Origin of the sequence: Streptomyces sp. NPDC059897, assembly GCF_042730865.1 — a bacterium.
GTDB lineage: Bacteria > Actinomycetota > Actinomycetes > Streptomycetales > Streptomycetaceae > Streptomyces.
On record NZ_JBHWKQ010000076.1, the window covers coordinates 1 to 13,917 of the forward strand.

General features: G+C 71.9%; 14 protein-coding genes. 4 read left to right on the forward strand and 10 right to left on the reverse strand.

Features of this window, described 5'->3' with window-relative positions; translation table 11 throughout:
* Nucleotides 1-129 precede the first annotated feature (129 nt).
* Entirely contained in the window at nucleotides 130-1,482 is a 1,353-nt protein-coding gene (locus tag ACFV9W_RS38720; RefSeq protein WP_385770754.1) for a class II 3-deoxy-7-phosphoheptulonate synthase, read from the reverse strand.
* A gap of 108 nt (nucleotides 1,483-1,590) precedes the next feature.
* On the opposite strand from ACFV9W_RS38720, the gene ACFV9W_RS38725 reads away from it, so the two are divergent.
* Together ACFV9W_RS38725 and ACFV9W_RS38730 are read left to right on the forward strand one after the other, a co-directional pair.
* Complete coding sequence (locus ACFV9W_RS38725) at nucleotides 1,591-1,650, forward strand: trp operon leader peptide (protein WP_356388850.1); 60 nt, start codon at nucleotides 1,591-1,593, stop codon at nucleotides 1,648-1,650.
* 112 nt (nucleotides 1,651-1,762) lie between these two features.
* A complete protein-coding gene (locus tag ACFV9W_RS38730) occupies nucleotides 1,763-3,646 on the forward strand; it encodes an anthranilate synthase family protein (RefSeq protein WP_385770756.1) in 1,884 nt (627 codons plus the stop codon).
* On the opposite strand, the gene ACFV9W_RS38735 is transcribed toward ACFV9W_RS38730, so the two are convergent.
* Genes ACFV9W_RS38735 through ACFV9W_RS38755 form a run of 5 tightly spaced genes read right to left on the reverse strand, consistent with a single transcriptional unit; the run spans nucleotide 3,592 to nucleotide 8,484 of the window.
* On the reverse strand, nucleotides 3,592-4,596 hold the full coding sequence (locus ACFV9W_RS38735; protein WP_385770758.1) for a 2-hydroxyacid dehydrogenase: 1,005 nt from the start codon (nucleotides 4,594-4,596) through the stop codon (nucleotides 3,592-3,594). The two genes, ACFV9W_RS38730 and ACFV9W_RS38735, sit on opposite strands and share 55 nt — an antisense overlap.
* 34 nt (nucleotides 4,597-4,630) lie before the next feature.
* On the reverse strand, nucleotides 4,631-5,659 hold the full coding sequence (locus ACFV9W_RS38740; protein WP_385770760.1) for a 6-phosphofructokinase: 1,029 nt from the start codon (nucleotides 5,657-5,659) through the stop codon (nucleotides 4,631-4,633).
* Nucleotides 5,660-5,712: 53 nt separating this feature from the next.
* Nucleotides 5,713-6,408: a response regulator gene (locus ACFV9W_RS38745; RefSeq protein WP_385770762.1), complete on the reverse strand. Its 696-nt coding sequence runs from the start codon at nucleotides 6,406-6,408 to the stop codon at nucleotides 5,713-5,715.
* 47 nt (nucleotides 6,409-6,455) lie between these two features.
* Nucleotides 6,456-7,670 carry a MacS family sensor histidine kinase gene (macS, locus tag ACFV9W_RS38750; RefSeq protein WP_385770764.1) on the reverse strand — a complete coding sequence of 405 codons (1,215 nt, stop codon included), beginning with the start codon at nucleotides 7,668-7,670 and terminating at the stop codon, nucleotides 6,456-6,458.
* A 43-nt stretch (nucleotides 7,671-7,713) separates the two neighbouring features.
* Entirely contained in the window at nucleotides 7,714-8,484 is a 771-nt protein-coding gene (locus tag ACFV9W_RS38755) for a lysophospholipid acyltransferase family protein (RefSeq protein ID WP_385770778.1), read from the reverse strand.
* 263 nt (nucleotides 8,485-8,747) lie between these two features.
* On the opposite strand from ACFV9W_RS38755, the gene ACFV9W_RS38760 reads away from it, so the two are divergent.
* Complete coding sequence (locus ACFV9W_RS38760; RefSeq protein WP_385770766.1) at nucleotides 8,748-9,545, forward strand: alpha/beta hydrolase; 798 nt, start codon at nucleotides 8,748-8,750, stop codon at nucleotides 9,543-9,545.
* Nucleotides 9,436-10,203 (forward strand): hypothetical protein, encoded by a 768-nt coding sequence (locus ACFV9W_RS38765; RefSeq protein WP_385770768.1) that lies wholly within the window; start codon nucleotides 9,436-9,438, stop codon nucleotides 10,201-10,203. The genes ACFV9W_RS38760 and ACFV9W_RS38765 overlap by 110 nt, the downstream gene beginning before the upstream one ends.
* Nucleotides 10,204-10,205: 2 nt before the next feature.
* Here the strand turns inward: ACFV9W_RS38765 and ACFV9W_RS38770 are convergent, their stop codons facing one another.
* The 4 genes from ACFV9W_RS38770 to ACFV9W_RS38785 form a co-directional block, all read right to left on the reverse strand.
* The gene (locus tag ACFV9W_RS38770) at nucleotides 10,206-10,979 is read right to left on the reverse strand and encodes an endonuclease/exonuclease/phosphatase family protein (RefSeq protein ID WP_385770770.1); all 774 of its coding nucleotides are present in this window, start codon (nucleotides 10,977-10,979) and stop codon (nucleotides 10,206-10,208) included.
* 85 nt (nucleotides 10,980-11,064) lie between these two features.
* A complete protein-coding gene (locus ACFV9W_RS38775) occupies nucleotides 11,065-12,018 on the reverse strand; it encodes an ROK family glucokinase (protein WP_385770772.1) in 954 nt (317 codons plus the stop codon).
* Nucleotides 12,019-12,071: 53 nt separating this feature from the next.
* The gene (locus ACFV9W_RS38780; protein WP_385770774.1) at nucleotides 12,072-12,548 is read right to left on the reverse strand and encodes a DUF5304 domain-containing protein; all 477 of its coding nucleotides are present in this window, start codon (nucleotides 12,546-12,548) and stop codon (nucleotides 12,072-12,074) included.
* A gap of 68 nt (nucleotides 12,549-12,616) precedes the next feature.
* Nucleotides 12,617-13,717 (reverse strand): ArsA family ATPase, encoded by a 1,101-nt coding sequence (locus ACFV9W_RS38785; RefSeq protein WP_385770776.1) that lies wholly within the window; start codon nucleotides 13,715-13,717, stop codon nucleotides 12,617-12,619.
* Nucleotides 13,718-13,917: the final 200 nt, after the last annotated feature.

The following is a 13,917-nucleotide window of genomic DNA, read 5'->3' on the forward strand; positions in this document are numbered from 1 at the left end:
TCTGGTTTTTTTTTTTTTATAACAAAACAACCACAAACCCCCGCCGGGGGGGGTTCTCACAACTCTGGGGGGGGGGGGGGGGGGGCCCCCCCCCCCCCCCCCCACGGCGTTACCTACGGCGAACCGGGCTCACTGGTCGCGGTACATCTCCGCCACCAGGAACGCCAGGTCGAGCGACTGGCTGCGGTTCAGGCGCGGGTCGCAGGCCGTCTCGTAGCGCTGGTGCAGATCGTCGACGAAGATCTCGTCGCCGCCGCCCACGCACTCGGTGACGTCGTCACCGGTGAGCTCGACGTGGATGCCGCCCGGGTGCGTGCCGAGCGACTTGTGGACCTCGAAGAAGCCCTTGACCTCGTCGAGCACGTCGTCGAAGCGCCGGGTCTTGTGACCGGAGGCCGCCTCGTACGTGTTGCCGTGCATCGGGTCGGTGATCCAGACGACCTGCGCGCCGGACGCCGTGACCTTCTCCACCAGCTCGGGCAGCTTGTCGCGGACCTTGTCGGCGCCCATGCGGACGATGAAGGTCAGCCGGCCGGGCTCGCGGTCGGGGTCGAGGCGCTCGATGTACTGCAGCGCCTCCTCGGCCGTCGTCGTCGGGCCGAGCTTGATCCCGATCGGGTTGCGGATCTTCGAGGCGAACTCGACGTGCGCGTGGTCGAGCTGACGCGTGCGCTCGCCGATCCAGACCATGTGGCCCGAGACGTCGTACAGATCGCCCGTACGCGAGTCCACGCGGGTCAGCGCCGACTCGTAGTCGAGCAGCAGCGCCTCGTGGGAGGCGTAGAACTCGACGGCCTTGAACTCGGCCGGGTCGGTGCCGCAGGCCTTCATGAAGTTCAGCGCGTTGTCGATCTCGCGGGCCAGCTGCTCGTAGCGCTGCCCGGCGGCGGACGACTTCACGAAGTCCTGGTTCCAGGCGTGCACCTGGCGCAGGTCCGCGTAGCCACCGGTGGTGAAGGCACGCACCAGGTTGAGCGTGGAGGCCGACGCGTTGTACATCTGCTTCAGGCGCTCGGGGTCCGGGACGCGCGCGGCCTCGGTGAACTCGAAGCCGTTGACCGAGTCGCCGCGGTAGGTCGGCAGGGTCACGCCGTCGCGGGTCTCGGTGCCCTTGGAGCGCGGCTTGGAGTACTGGCCGGCGATGCGGCCGATCTTCACGACGGGCACGGAGGCCGCGTACGTGAGGACGGCGCTCATCTGGAGCAGCGTCTTCAGCTTCGCGCGGATGTGGTCCGCGGAAACGGCGTCGAAGGCCTCGGCGCAGTCGCCGCCCTGGAGCAGGAACGCCTCTCCCTTGGCGACGGCCGCCAGGCGGTTGCGCAGCTGGTCGCACTCGCCTGCGAAGACGAGCGGCGGATACGATTCGAGGTCCGCGATCACATCGCGCAGAGCCTCGGCATCGGGGTACTCGGGCTGCTGCGCCGCGGGCAGGTTTCGCCAGGTGTTGCCAGCGCTCGCGCTGGTCTTAGCGTTCACGGTCACCTCGTAAACATTACGGGGTCGCGTCGCCCGTCCATTCCCCCGCTCATCTTTTGAGACGGACGCGACACGTCTGAGCCCCGCCGCACCGCATCGGGTACGGTGACGCTCATGTTCGCGCAATCGCTGCACCGCACCTGGTGGTGGACCGCACATCCGGCGGCCCACTGACTGCGCGTACCTGAAACCGCGAAGGCCGCCCGAGGGGCGGCCTTCAGTGTTTTCCGACACCGACACCGGCTGTTCCTCCCGAAACGACTCCCCAGTCCCTGGAAGGAACCCGATGCTCGACGCGCTGCTCACCGACGACCGCCCCTTCGCCCTCCTGCGCCGCCGCACCCCCGGCCGCGAGGCCGACACGGTCGAGGTCCTGATCGGCCCGGTCGCGGAGTACGAACACCTGGCCGACATCCCGGAGGGGCTCGCCCTCGTCCCCTTCCGGCAGATCCGCGAACGCGGCTTCGACGTGCGCGACGACGGCACCCCGCTCTCGGTCCTCACCCCCGAGGAGTCGTACGAGATCCCGCTCGCCGAGGCCCTGGACCAGCTTCCGACGCACGACGTCCAGGTCCGTGACGGCGGCTTCGACGTCGACGACGACGCGTACGCGGGCATCGTCGGCCGGGTGCTGCGCGAGGAGATCGGGCAGGGCGAGGGCGCGAACTTCGTGATCCGCAGGACGTACGAGGGGGCCATCGACGGCTTCTCGCGGGCCGACGCCCTCGCGCTGTTCCGGCGGCTGCTCGACGGGGAGCGGGGCGCGTACTGGACGTTCGTCGTGCACACCGGGGAGCGGACGCTGGTCGGCGCCAGCCCCGAGGTGCACGTGCGGATGTCGGGCGGCACCGTCGTCATGAACCCGATCAGCGGCACCTACCGCTACCCGGCCGAGGGCCCCATGCCGGAGCACCTGCTCGACTTCCTGGCCGACGGCAAGGAGATCGAGGAGCTGTCGATGGTCGTCGACGAGGAGCTCAAGATGATGTGCACCGTCGGCGACATGGGCGGAGTCGTGGTCGGGCCCCGGCTGAAGGAGATGGCGCACCTCGCGCACACCGAGTACGAGCTGCGCGGCAGGTCGACGCTCGACGTGCGGGACGTGCTCAGGGAGACGATGTTCGCGGCGACCGTCACCGGCTCCCCCGTGCAGAACGCCTGCCGCGTCATCGAGCGGCACGAGGTCGGCGGCCGCGGCTACTACGCGGGCGCGCTCGCGCTCGTCGGCCGGGACGCGGGCGGGGCGCAGACCCTCGACTCCCCCATTCTGATCCGCACCGCCGACATCGACGCCGCCGGACGGCTCCGCGTCCCGGTCGGCGCGACGCTCGTACGCGGCTCGGACCCGGCGAGCGAGGTCGCGGAGACGCACGCCAAGGCCGCCGGGGTGCTGGCCGCGCTGGGCGTACGTCCGGCGCGCCCGCGCGGCGAGGGCGCGCGGGCGCCGCTCGCCGACGACCCGCGGGTGCGGGCCGCGCTCGACGGGCGGCGGGCGGCCCTGGCGCCGTTCTGGCTGCGGATGCAGAAGCGCGAGAACGAGCTCTCCGGGCACGCGCTCGTGATCGACGGCGAGGACACGTTCACCGCGATGCTCGCGCACGTGCTGCGCTCGACGGGGCTCGACGTGACCGTGCGGCGCTACGACGAGGAGGGGCTCCGGGAGGCGGCCCTCGCGCACGAGGGGCCGATCGTGCTGGGCCCGGGCCCCGGGAACCCCTCGGACCTCACCGACCCGAAGATGCGCTTCCTGCGTTCGCTGGCCGCCGAGGTGATCCGCGGGCACGAGCACGGCGTGCTGGGTGTCTGCCTGGGCCACGAGCTGATCGCCGCGGAGCTGGGCCTGGAGATCGTCCGCAAGGAGGTGCCGTACCAGGGCGCGCAGACCGACGTCGAGGTGTTCGGGCGGACCGAGAAGGTCGGCTTCTACAACAGCTTCGTGGCGTCCTGCGACGACGAGACCGCGGCCGAGCTGGCGGCGCACGACGTGGAGGTCAGCCGGGACCGGACGAGCGGCGAGGTGCACGCGCTGCGCGGGCCCTCCTTCGCGGGCGTCCAGTTCCACCCGGAGTCGGTGCTGTCGCTGCGCGGCGCCGGGATCGTGCGGGAGCTGCTCGGTCAGCTGCTGGACTCGGCGGGCACCAGCACGTTCTCGGAGCGGCGGCCCGCCTGATAGTCGAGGACGTTGCGCACGGTGGTCTCGATAATCTGCCCGACGGCGTCCGCTGTGTAGTACGCCTGGTGGGACGTGACCAGGACGTTCGGGAACGTGACGAGGCGGGCCAGGGTGTCGTCCTCGACGACGTCGAGGGACTTGTCGAGGAAGAACAGGCCCGCCTCGGCCTCGTACACATCGAGGCCGACGCCCGCGAAGCGGCCCTCGCGGAGCTCGCTGACCAGGGCTTTCGTGTCGATGAGGCCGCCGCGGCTGGAGTTGATCAGGATCGCGTCGTCCTTCATGGTGCGCAGCGCGGCGGCGTCGACGATGTGCTCGGTGGCGGGCAGCAGCGGCACGTGCAGGCTGATCACGTCGGCCTCGGCGAACAGCCGCTCCTTGTCGACGTACTTCATGCCGAGGGCCGTGCAGTTCGGGTTCTCCGCGACGTCCCAGCCCAGCAGGTTCATGCCGAAGCCGTGCGCGATCCGGGTGAAGGCCTCGCCGATCTTGCCGGTGCCGAGCACGCCGACGGTGCGGCCGCGCAGGTCGCGGCCCATCAGCCCGTCGAGCCTGAAGTCGAAGTCGCGGGTGCGGTTGCTGGCCCGCACGATGCGGCGGTTGACGGCCATCGCGAGGGTCCAGGCGAACTCGGCGACCGAGTACGGCGAGTAGTACGAGACGCGCGCCACGGTCAGGCCGAGCCGCTCGGCGACCTGCAGGTCGATGTTGTTGAAGCCCGTGGAGCGCTGGGCGATCAGCTGCGTGCCGCCGGCCGCGAGGGTCTGGAGCACGCGGTTGTTCAGGGTGGCGTTGACGCTGGTGGAGATGATCTCGTAGCCGGCCGCGATCGGCGCGGTGTCCTCGTTGAGGAACACGTCGAGACAGCGGACGTCGTGGTGGCCGTCGAAGGCCTTCTCGATCAGGGGCTTTTCATCGGATTGCACACCAAAAGCGAGAATCTCCATGTGCGCGAGCCTAAGCCAATCCAGGCCGTACGGCTCAGCCGAAGAAGACCCCCACCTCTTCGTACAGAGCGGGATCGACGGTCTTCAGCCGGGACGTCGCGTCGGCGATCGGCACCCGCACGATGTCCGTGCCGCGCAGCGCCACCATCTTCCCGAAGTCCCCGTCCCGCACGGCCTCGATGGCGTGCAGCCCGAACCGGGTGGCCAGCCAGCGGTCGAAGGCGGACGGTGTGCCGCCCCGCTGCACATGGCCGAGGACCGTGGTCCGCGCCTCCTTGCCCGTGCGCTTCTCGATCTGCTTCGCGAGCCACTCCCCCACGCCGGAGAGGCGTACGTGGCCGAAGGAGTCGAGCGACTCGTCCTTCAGCACCACGTCGCCGTCGCGCGGCATCGCCCCCTCGGCGACGACCACGATCGGGGCGTACGAGGAGCGGAAGCGGGAGGTGACCCAGGCGCACACCTGGTCGACGTCGAAGCGCTGCTCCGGGATGAGGATGACGTTGGCCCCGCCCGCCAGACCGGAGTGCAGCGCGATCCAGCCCGCGTGCCGGCCCATGACCTCGACGACGAGGACCCGCATGTGGGACTCGGCGGTGGTGTGCAGCCGGTCGATGGCCTCGGTGGCGATGCCGACGGCGGTGTTGAAGCCGAAGGTGTAGTCGGTGGCGTAGAGGTCGTTGTCGATTGTCTTCGGTACGCCGACGGTCTTGATGCCGTACTCGTCCGAGAGCTTCGCCGCGACGCCGAGGGTGTCCTCGCCGCCGATCACGATGAGGGCCTCGACCTCCTGCTTGGCGAGGTTCTCCTTGACGCGGCGGATCCCGTTCTCGGCCTGGAGGGGGTTGGTCCGCGAGGAGCCGAGGACGGTGCCGCCGCGGGGCAGGATGCCGCGCACCGCGGGGATGTCGAGCGGGACGGTGTCGTTCTCCAGGGGGCCGCGCCAGCCGTCGCGGAACCCCACGAACTCGTAGTCGTACTCCTGGACGCCCTTGCGCACGATGCCCCGGATGACAGCGTTCAGTCCGGGGCAGTCACCGCCTCCGGTCAAGACTCCGACCCTCATGGCGCAACTCCCTTGTCACGGCGAGTGGTTGGGGGCCACTCTCCCGCGCGGGGTCAGTCGTCGTCCAGACCCCGCTCGATCGCGTACCGGACGAGCTCCACGCGGTTGTGCAGCTGGAGTTTGCCGAGGGTGTTCTGCACGTGGTTCTGGACCGTGCGGTGCGAGATGACGAGGCGTTCGGCGATCTGCTTGTAGCTCAGACCCTTCGCGACGAGGCGCAGCACCTCGGTCTCCCGGTCGGTGAGCTGCGGCGCGGCGCCCGGTTCGTCGGTGTCACCGGCCGGGGCCGGGTCGGAGGCGAGCCGCCGGTACTCGCCGAGGACCAGGCCCGCGAGGCCCGGCGTGAACACGGGGTCGCCCGCGGCGGTGCGCCCCACCGCGTCGATCAGCTCGTCCGTGGAGGCGGACTTGAGCAGATAGCCGGTGGCGCCGGACTTGACCGCCTCCAGCACGTCGGCGTGCTCCCCGCTCGCGGAGAGGACGAGGACGCGCAGCGAGGGGTCGGCGCCGACGAGTTCCTTGCACACCTGGACGCCGGGCTTGGCCGGCAGGTTCAGGTCGAGGACGAGGACGTCGGGGCCCGCGGCCTGCGCGCGGCGCACCGCCTGCTCGCCGTCGCCCGCCGTGGCGACCACCTGGAAGCCGGCCGCGCCCAGGTCGCGGGCGACGGCGTCGCGCCACATCGGGTGGTCGTCGACCACCATGACCTTGACCGCCGCGCGCCCGTCGCCCTGCTGCTGTTCGCTCATCGTTCCTGTCCTGCCTTCCCCCGTGGCCCGCAAGGGCTCTTCCACCACTACTTCTTCGGTACGCGCAGTTCGACCTCGGTGCCCTGGCCGGGGATCGAGATCAGCTCGGCGGTGCCGCCGATGTCGCGCAGCCGGCCGCGGATCGACAGGGCGACGCCGAGCCGGCCCTCGCCCTCGGCCTGCGCGAGACGGCCCTCCGGGATGCCCGGACCGTCGTCCCGCACCGTCACTATCACCGCGTCCGGCTCGTCCTCGACGAGGATCCACGCGCTGGCGTCCGCGCCCGCGTGCCGCCGCACATTGTCCAGGGCGGCACTGACAGCGGCCGCCAGTTCGCGGGCCGCGGCGGGCCGCATCGGCACCGGGGCGCCCGGCTCCGAGAAAGTGATGCGTCCACCGGCGTGCCCGGCGAGCAGGGGGCGCAGGTCGCTCGGGCCCGCGCCCTCGTCGTCGGCCGGCTCCTCCGGTTCGAGCACCGTCCGCACGACCGCGCCGTCCTCCGCGTCCTCGGACGCGCGCGAGGCGGGCACCAGGCCCCCGGCGACCAGCGTGCGCAGCGCGACCTCCTGCTCGCCCGCCATCCGGCCGAGCTCCGCCGCCTCGCCGCCGAGCGCGGTGCCGCGGCGCTGCACCATCGCGAGGACCTGGAGCACGCTGTCGTGGATGTCGCGGGCGAGCCGCTCCCGCTCGCGGGTGGCCGCCTCGATCTCCAGGGCGCGGGCGAGGGTGCGCTCGGAGGCGCGGGCCACCTCCACGACGTAGCCGATCGCGATGGAGGCGATGCAGACGAGCAGCACGCTGTGGATCAGGCCGCGGGTGATGTCGCCGCGCTGCACCACGTTGGCGACGCCGACGAGCAGGGAGGCGCCGGCCGCCCAGCGCCAGCCGCCCTTGAGCGCCCAGGCGAGGACCGCGCCCGCCGTCCAGATCGACGGCAGCGTGGCCCCTCCGGTGACGGCCCGCTCGTGCCCGGCGACCGGCGAAAGCAGGATGCCCGCGACGGCGATCGTGAGGTCGGCGGTGAGGAACCGCTTGGTGCAGCGCCGGGCGCCCGACACCTGCGGCAGCGTCGCCAGCGTCCACCCCGCGAGGACCACGAAGTAGGCCACGCCGACCCACGGGCGCTCGTACACCTCGTACGAGGAGCCGAAGAGCCCGATCGCGTAGACGAGGGTCAGCAGGCGGTAACCGGTGAGGGCGCGCCACAGCGGCTGCTCGACCGACATCCGCACGACCCGCTCGCGCCCGACCGTGTTCCCCATGTCCTCTGTCCCCCGCCCTCGGCACTTCTGGGGAACGACGCGGCTACGAGCCGCCCCGTTCCTTCTCCAGCGCCTTCTTCGCCGCTTCCTTCTCGGCCTTCTCCGCCTTGGCCGCCTTCTCCGCGGCCTTCTCCGCGTCCGCGATCTGCCGCTTCGCGGCTGTCGCATACACGTCGACGTACTCCTGGCCGGAAAGCTTCATGATCTCGTACATGACCTCGTCGGTGACAGCCCTGAGGACGAAGCGGTCGCCCTCCATGCCGTGGTAACGGCTGAAGTCGAGGGGCTTGCCGATGCGGATGCCCGGCCGCATCAGCTTCGGCATCACCTTGCCCGGGGGCTGGATCTTCTCCGTGTCGATCATGGCGACGGGGATGACGGGGGCGCCGGTGGACAGCGCCACGCGCGCGAGGCCGCCCGGCTTGCCGCGGTAGAGGCGGCCGTCGGGGGAACGCGTGCCCTCCGGGTAGATGCCGAACAGCTCGCCGCGCTCCAGGACCTCGATGCCGCTCTTGATGGCGGCCTCGCCCGCGCCCCGCGACCCCGAGCGGTCCACGGGCAGCTGGCCGACGCCCTTGAAGAAGGCGGCCGTCATCTTGCCCTTGACCCCGGGGGTGGTGAAGTACTCGGCCTTCGCGATGAAGGTGACCTTGCGGTCCAGGACGGCCGGCAGGAAGAACGAGTCCGAGAACGAGAGGTGGTTGCTGGCGAGGATCGCGGGTCCCTCGGCGGGGATGTTCTCGAGGCCCTCCACCCACGGCCGGAAACCGAGCTTCAGCGGCCCTCCGATGGCCACCTTCATTGCGCCGTAGATCAACCCTCTGCCTTCCCTAGTGCCCGGACCTCGTACCGGACCAGTCCGAGGAACCGACCTTAACCCGCGGGGGCGCTCCGGGGCCCGATGACCCTGGCCGACCTGCTTGTCCGGCCGGGGGTCCGGGGGTTGTCCCCCGGGAAGACACAGCACCCGCGGGGGCGCTCCAGGGCCCGACGACCCTGGTCGGTGTCAGTGCGGTCGCGTACCGTGAGGTGCACGTTCCTGAGCCCCCTCCGCATCTGATGAACAGGAGACCGAAGGTGCCGGTCCTTCCTGGAGCCGAGCCGTACCGCCATGAAGGCGGCGAGGTCGGCGTCCTCCTCTGTCACGGATTCACCGGATCGCCGCAGTCGCTGCGGCCCTGGGCCGATTACCTCGCCGCGCGCGGCCTGACGGTCTCGCTCCCGCTGCTGCCGGGCCACGGCACGCGCTGGGAGGACCTGGCCGTGACCGCGTGGCAGGACTGGTACGCGGAGGTGGACAGCGCCCTGCGCGAGCTCAGGGAGCGCTGCTCCAAGGTCTTCGTGTGCGGCCTGTCGATGGGCGGCGCGCTCGCCCTGCGCCTCGCGGCCAGGCACGGGGACGAGATCGCGGGCCTCGTCCTGGTGAACCCCGGGAACAAGGTGCACGGCCTGTCCGCGTACGCGCTGCCGTTCGCCCGGCATGTCGTACGGACGGTCAAGGGCATCACCAGCGACATCGCCAAGGAGGGCGTGGAGGAGGTCGGCTACCCCCGGGTTCCGCTGCACGCGGCGCACCAGCTGCGCATCTTCTTCCGGACCGTGGACCGTGAACTGCCGCAGGTGACCCAGCCCTTGGTGGTGCTGCACAGCGTGGACGACCACGTGGTGCCGCCCGCCGACTCCGCGCGCGTGCTCGGCCGTGTCTCGTCCACGGACGTCACGGAGATCCTGCTGGAACAGAGCTACCACGTGGCGACGTTGGACCATGACGCGGACCGGATCTTCGAGGAGAGCTACGCGTTCTTCGACCGGCTCGCCCCCGAAGTCGGCAAGATCCCCAGCGCGGGCGTGGAAGGGACGACCACCGGTGACTGAGCAGGAGCGGGGCGGATCCGAGCGGCCGGACGGCCCGGAGCCGCACGGCCAGGAGGAGACCGGCGAGCAGTCGCACGACCCGCTGCTGCCGAGCGACGAGGACGCGGCGTGGGAGGCGATCGTCGCCGGTTATGGGGAGGAGCCGCCGGACCCGCCGGGCGCCAAGCCCTTCAAGTCGGTGGAGGACCTGGCCCTGCTCGAACCGGAGACGAACGACGCCCCGGGCAAGCCGTCCGACGCGGAGCGGGGCGCCGCGAAGAAGGACGAGCCGGAGCCGGATCAGAACCGGGACCAGGGCGAGCAGCGCCCCCTCGGCTCCTCTGTCTCCTTCGCCCCGAACCTCGCCCCCGGCCCCCGCGACCACACGGCGCCCGAACCCTCGGACGACGACTTCGACGCTGCCGACGAGGGCCACTTCGTCCCGCCGGAGCCGCCCCCGCTGCCGGAGGGGGACGTCACGGCCAGGTTCGCCTGGCTCGCGGTGGTCGGCGGACCGGTCCTGCTGCTCCTCGCGGTGCTGCTGGGCTGGGACATGACGTGGTGGCTGGCGACGCTGTGCATCGGCGGCTTCCTCGGCGGCTTCGGCACGCTGGTCGCCCGGATGTCCCCGGGTGACGACGAGGACGGCGACGACCCGGGCCGCGGCGCCGTGGTCTGAGGCTACGAGGCGGGCACCCGGAGGGCGGCGAGCACCGGCAGATGGTCGGTGGCCGCCCTCAGCTCGTCCCGGTCCAGGAAGTCCGGCACCCCGCAGCCGAGCACCTCGATGCCCTTCGTGGCGAGGATCGCGTCGATGCGCTGGTGGGGATCGTCCGGGGTCGAGGTGTACTCGCCGCCCCAGGGCCGGGTCGCCCAGGCGTCGTTGAGGGCGCGCGCGAGGCGCCGGAAGGTGCGCCCGCCGGGCCGCTCGTTGAGGTCGCCGCCGACCACGACGTGCGGCACCCCCGAGGTCTCCATCGCCTCGACCCGGTCGAGCAGCATCCCGCCCTGCGCGTACCGCTCGTCCTTCTGCAGGCTCAGATGGCAGCTGACGACGCCGAGCCGCGCGTCCCCGAACCGTACGACGGCGGTCGCGAAGCCGCGCCGGTGCAGACCGGGCGTGAGCGGCAGCAGCACGTCCTCGGTGCGCTCGACGGTGGCCCGCAGCGAGCAGAGCAGCGCGGGCCCCGCCGCGCTGCCGCCCCCGGAGAGGATCACCAGGTCGGAGGCGCGGGCGAGCCGGGCGAGGTGCTTGCGCCAGCGGAAGAACCGGGGCGCCTCCTGGATCAGCACGAGGTCGGGGGCGCAGGCCTTCATCACGCGGGCGAGGGCGACGGGGCTGTCCCGCATCGAGCGGATGTTGTAGCTCAGGACACGGATGACGGCCGAACCGTCCGATTCCGTAAGGGACTTGGGGAGTTCGGTGCGTTCTTCGCGGGGCGAGCCGGAGTCCATGAAGATCAAGATACGCCGGTGCCCGCCGCTCCCACGGGGAACGACGGGCACCGGGTGCGTACGTACGTCACTTGACGGATGTGCGTCACATGACGGGGTCGGGCTCCCGCGCGAGGTCGGCGGCGCCGACCATGCCCGCCTTGTTGCCCAGCTGGGCGGCGATCACATCGGCGACAGGACGCCAGTTCCCGCCGACCAGCCACCGCTTGTACGACTTGCGGATGGGGTCGAGGACCAGCTCGCCCTCGTCGGAGAGGCCGCCGCCGACGATGAACGCCGACGGGTCGAACAACGAGGCCAGGTCGGCGAGGCCCGCGCCGGCCCAGCGGGCCAGCTCGCGGTACGAGTCGACGGCCACCGGGTCGCCCTCGCGGGCGGCCGTGGAGATGTGCTTGCCCTCGATGCCCTCGGGGCTGCCGTCGCCGAGCGAGAGCAGGTACGAGGCGTTCTCCGGCGTCGCGTTCGCCCGCTGCTTCGCGTAGCGCACGAGCGCGCGGCCCGAGGCGTACTGCTCCCAGCAGCCCTGCGAGCCGCAGCCGCACAGCAGGCCGTCCGGCACCATGCGGATGTGGCCGAACTCGGCGGCCACGCCGAAGTGGCCGCGGCGCAGCTTGTTGCCGATGATGACGCCGCCGCCGAGGCCGGTGCCGAGCGTGATGCAGATGACGTTGCGGTGGCCCTTGCCCGCGCCGAACTTGTATTCGCCCCAGGCCGCCGCGTTCGCGTCGTTCTCGACGACCACGGGCAGCTTGACGCGCGCCTCGACCTTCTCCTTGAGCGGTTCCTGGCGCCAGTCGATGTTCGGCGCGAAGTACACGGTGGAGCGCTGGCGGTTGACGTACCCGGCGGCACCGATCCCCACGCCCACGATCTCGTGTCCGGCCCTGGCGCCCTCGACGGCCGAGGCGATCGCGTCAACGATGCCGTCCGGCGTGGAAGGCGTCGGCACCTTGAACGTGGAGAGGATGTTGCCTTCCTCGTCGACCACGCCGGCCGCGATCTTCGTGCCGCCGATATCGACGCCGATGGTGAGTCCCATGAATCCCTCAGTTCGGTCGAGCCCCGCTATGGCCCACCCTAACCGAGCAGGGGTCAGTCCAAGTCGATGTGCTCCCCGCCGCCCGGCCCCTCGTCCTTGGGGTCCTGGGCGTCCTTGGTGTCCTTCGGCTGCGCGGGGTCCTGGGTGCGCTGGGTCCAGCGGCCCTCCTGGCCCTCGACCGCGGAGCGGTAGGCGGCCAGCAGTTCGTTGCCCGCCGCGGCCAGGTGGTCGAACACGTCCGAGTTGCGGTCGATGACCGGCTCGATCACGGAGCGGGCCTGCCGTACGGCCTGCTTGGCGACCTGCTCGGCGGTGCCCTGGGCGACCGAGCCGAGGAACGGGGCCTGTACGGACGAGAGCTTGTCCGTGACGGCGTCGACGAGCTTCTTCAGCTCCTCGGCGGCGGACCCGGGCGGCGGCCCGTACTCGGACCTGCGGCGGGCCCGCTCCTCCTCGAGATCCTCGGCGCACGCCTTCTCCCAGGCGTCTGCGTCGACCTGGTGGGCGGGCTGCTCGGTGGCGTCGCTCATGACGGCTGACTCCTGCGGAGAGCTGGACCGGTTACCCCTTCGACGTTACCCGAACGGGTGCGCCCCGTTCACCGGGTCTGCGGCCACAGATCCGGGTCGGGGGCGAAGCGGACCCGCAGCTCGCCGTCGACGAGCCCCGCGCCCGCGACGGTGCAGCGGCGCGGCGCGGAGGGCAGCGGGACGACGCGCCGGAACGGGCCCGCGCCGACGACCAGTTCGTCGCCGCGCCGCACCAGGCTCAGCTCCTCCCGTACGGCCCCTGGCAGCGGTATCCGCCACACCAGGACGCCGTCCTCGCCGAGCCGGTCCTCCACGGGCCACGGGTCGCGGGGCCCCGGCACGGTCGCGGGCACCGGTACGTCCAGGCCCTCGGGGCGCGGGTCGCGGCCCAGGTGGGGCAGCTCGTGCGCGCCGGGCCACTCGGCGACGACCTTGCGCTGGCGGGCGGCGGCGTCGGCGAGCCACGGGTCGGTGGAGCCGTCGGGGAGCATCCGGTTGGCGACGACCGTCTCCACGGCGAGCCCGTGCAGCGCGAGGCCGGCCCGGGTGGTGCGCAGGGTCTCGGCGGCGGCCGTGGTGGGCTCCGCGACGAGCCGTACGCGGGTGGTGCCGGCGTCGATCACGGCCTGCGCGGCGGCGAGTTCGGCGTCCCAGCGGGCGGCGGACTCGTACAGCCACTGCGCGGGCATCGGCACCCCGGCCAGTTTGCCGAGGACGGGGCGCAGGGCGCGCGCGGCCTGGCGCTCCGCGGGGAGCAGGCGGCGCAGATAGCGGCGGAGCTGTTCGGGCAGGGCGAGGGTGGCGACGGCGCGGTGCGCGGGCGGCAGGTCGACGACCACCAGGTCGCAGGGGTCCTCGGCGGTGTCCCGCAGGGCGCGCAGCAGCGCGAGCTCCTCGCTGCCGGGCAGGGGCGTGATCTCGTCCGCGTCCAGCCGGGCGGCGCCGAGGAGTTCCAGGCCGGAGGCGGCGCGCTCCTGGAGGGCGAGGAGGTCGCGGCGGAAGTCGTCGGCCGGGGTGAGCCGGGTGACGTCGACGTCCTCGACCTCACCCACGGGGTCCGCGGTGATGAGCCTCGTACGCAGTCCCTGCCGGGCGGCCTGCAGGGCGGTGGCGGCGGCGACGGTGGTGCGGCCGGCGCCGCCGGGGCCGGTGACGAGGAGGGTGCGCATGGGGTGTGAGGTTACCCGTGGTGGGGGCAACCGTTGCCCGTACGCGGCACCGGGGGTTCGGGGCTCTGCCCCGGACCCCGCGGGCTCTCGTCCGAAAGGCGGGCTCTAGTGAGCTGGTCCGGAGATTCGTGAGCAGTAGCGGCAGATGCGGTCGATGATCTGGTCTGCGGTCTTGGTCCAGTGGAAGGGCCGGGCCTCGC

What these genes read in the sequence shown, in the direction of transcription:
- ACFV9W_RS38730 (WP_385770756.1), top strand. Translation starts at nt 1,763, where the DNA reads ATGCTCGACGCGCTGCTCACCGACGACCGCCCCTTCGCCCTCCTGCGC.
- ACFV9W_RS38735 (WP_385770758.1), bottom strand. Translation starts at nt 4,596, where the DNA reads ATGGAGATTCTCGCTTTTGGTGTGCAATCCGATGAAAAGCCCCTGATC.
- ACFV9W_RS38740 (WP_385770760.1), bottom strand. Translation starts at nt 5,659, where the DNA reads ATGAGGGTCGGAGTCTTGACCGGAGGCGGTGACTGCCCCGGACTGAAC.
- ACFV9W_RS38745 (WP_385770762.1), bottom strand. Translation starts at nt 6,408, where the DNA reads ATGAGCGAACAGCAGCAGGGCGACGGGCGCGCGGCGGTCAAGGTCATG.
- macS (WP_385770764.1), bottom strand. Translation starts at nt 7,670, where the DNA reads ATGGGGAACACGGTCGGGCGCGAGCGGGTCGTGCGGATGTCGGTCGAG.
- ACFV9W_RS38765 (WP_385770768.1), top strand. Translation starts at nt 9,436, where the DNA reads ATGACGCGGACCGGATCTTCGAGGAGAGCTACGCGTTCTTCGACCGGC.
- ACFV9W_RS38770 (WP_385770770.1), bottom strand. Translation starts at nt 10,979, where the DNA reads ATGGACTCCGGCTCGCCCCGCGAAGAACGCACCGAACTCCCCAAGTCC.
- ACFV9W_RS38775 (WP_385770772.1), bottom strand. Translation starts at nt 12,018, where the DNA reads ATGGGACTCACCATCGGCGTCGATATCGGCGGCACGAAGATCGCGGCC.
- ACFV9W_RS38780 (WP_385770774.1), bottom strand. Translation starts at nt 12,548, where the DNA reads ATGAGCGACGCCACCGAGCAGCCCGCCCACCAGGTCGACGCAGACGCC.
- ACFV9W_RS38785 (WP_385770776.1), bottom strand. Translation starts at nt 13,717, where the DNA reads ATGCGCACCCTCCTCGTCACCGGCCCCGGCGGCGCCGGCCGCACCACC.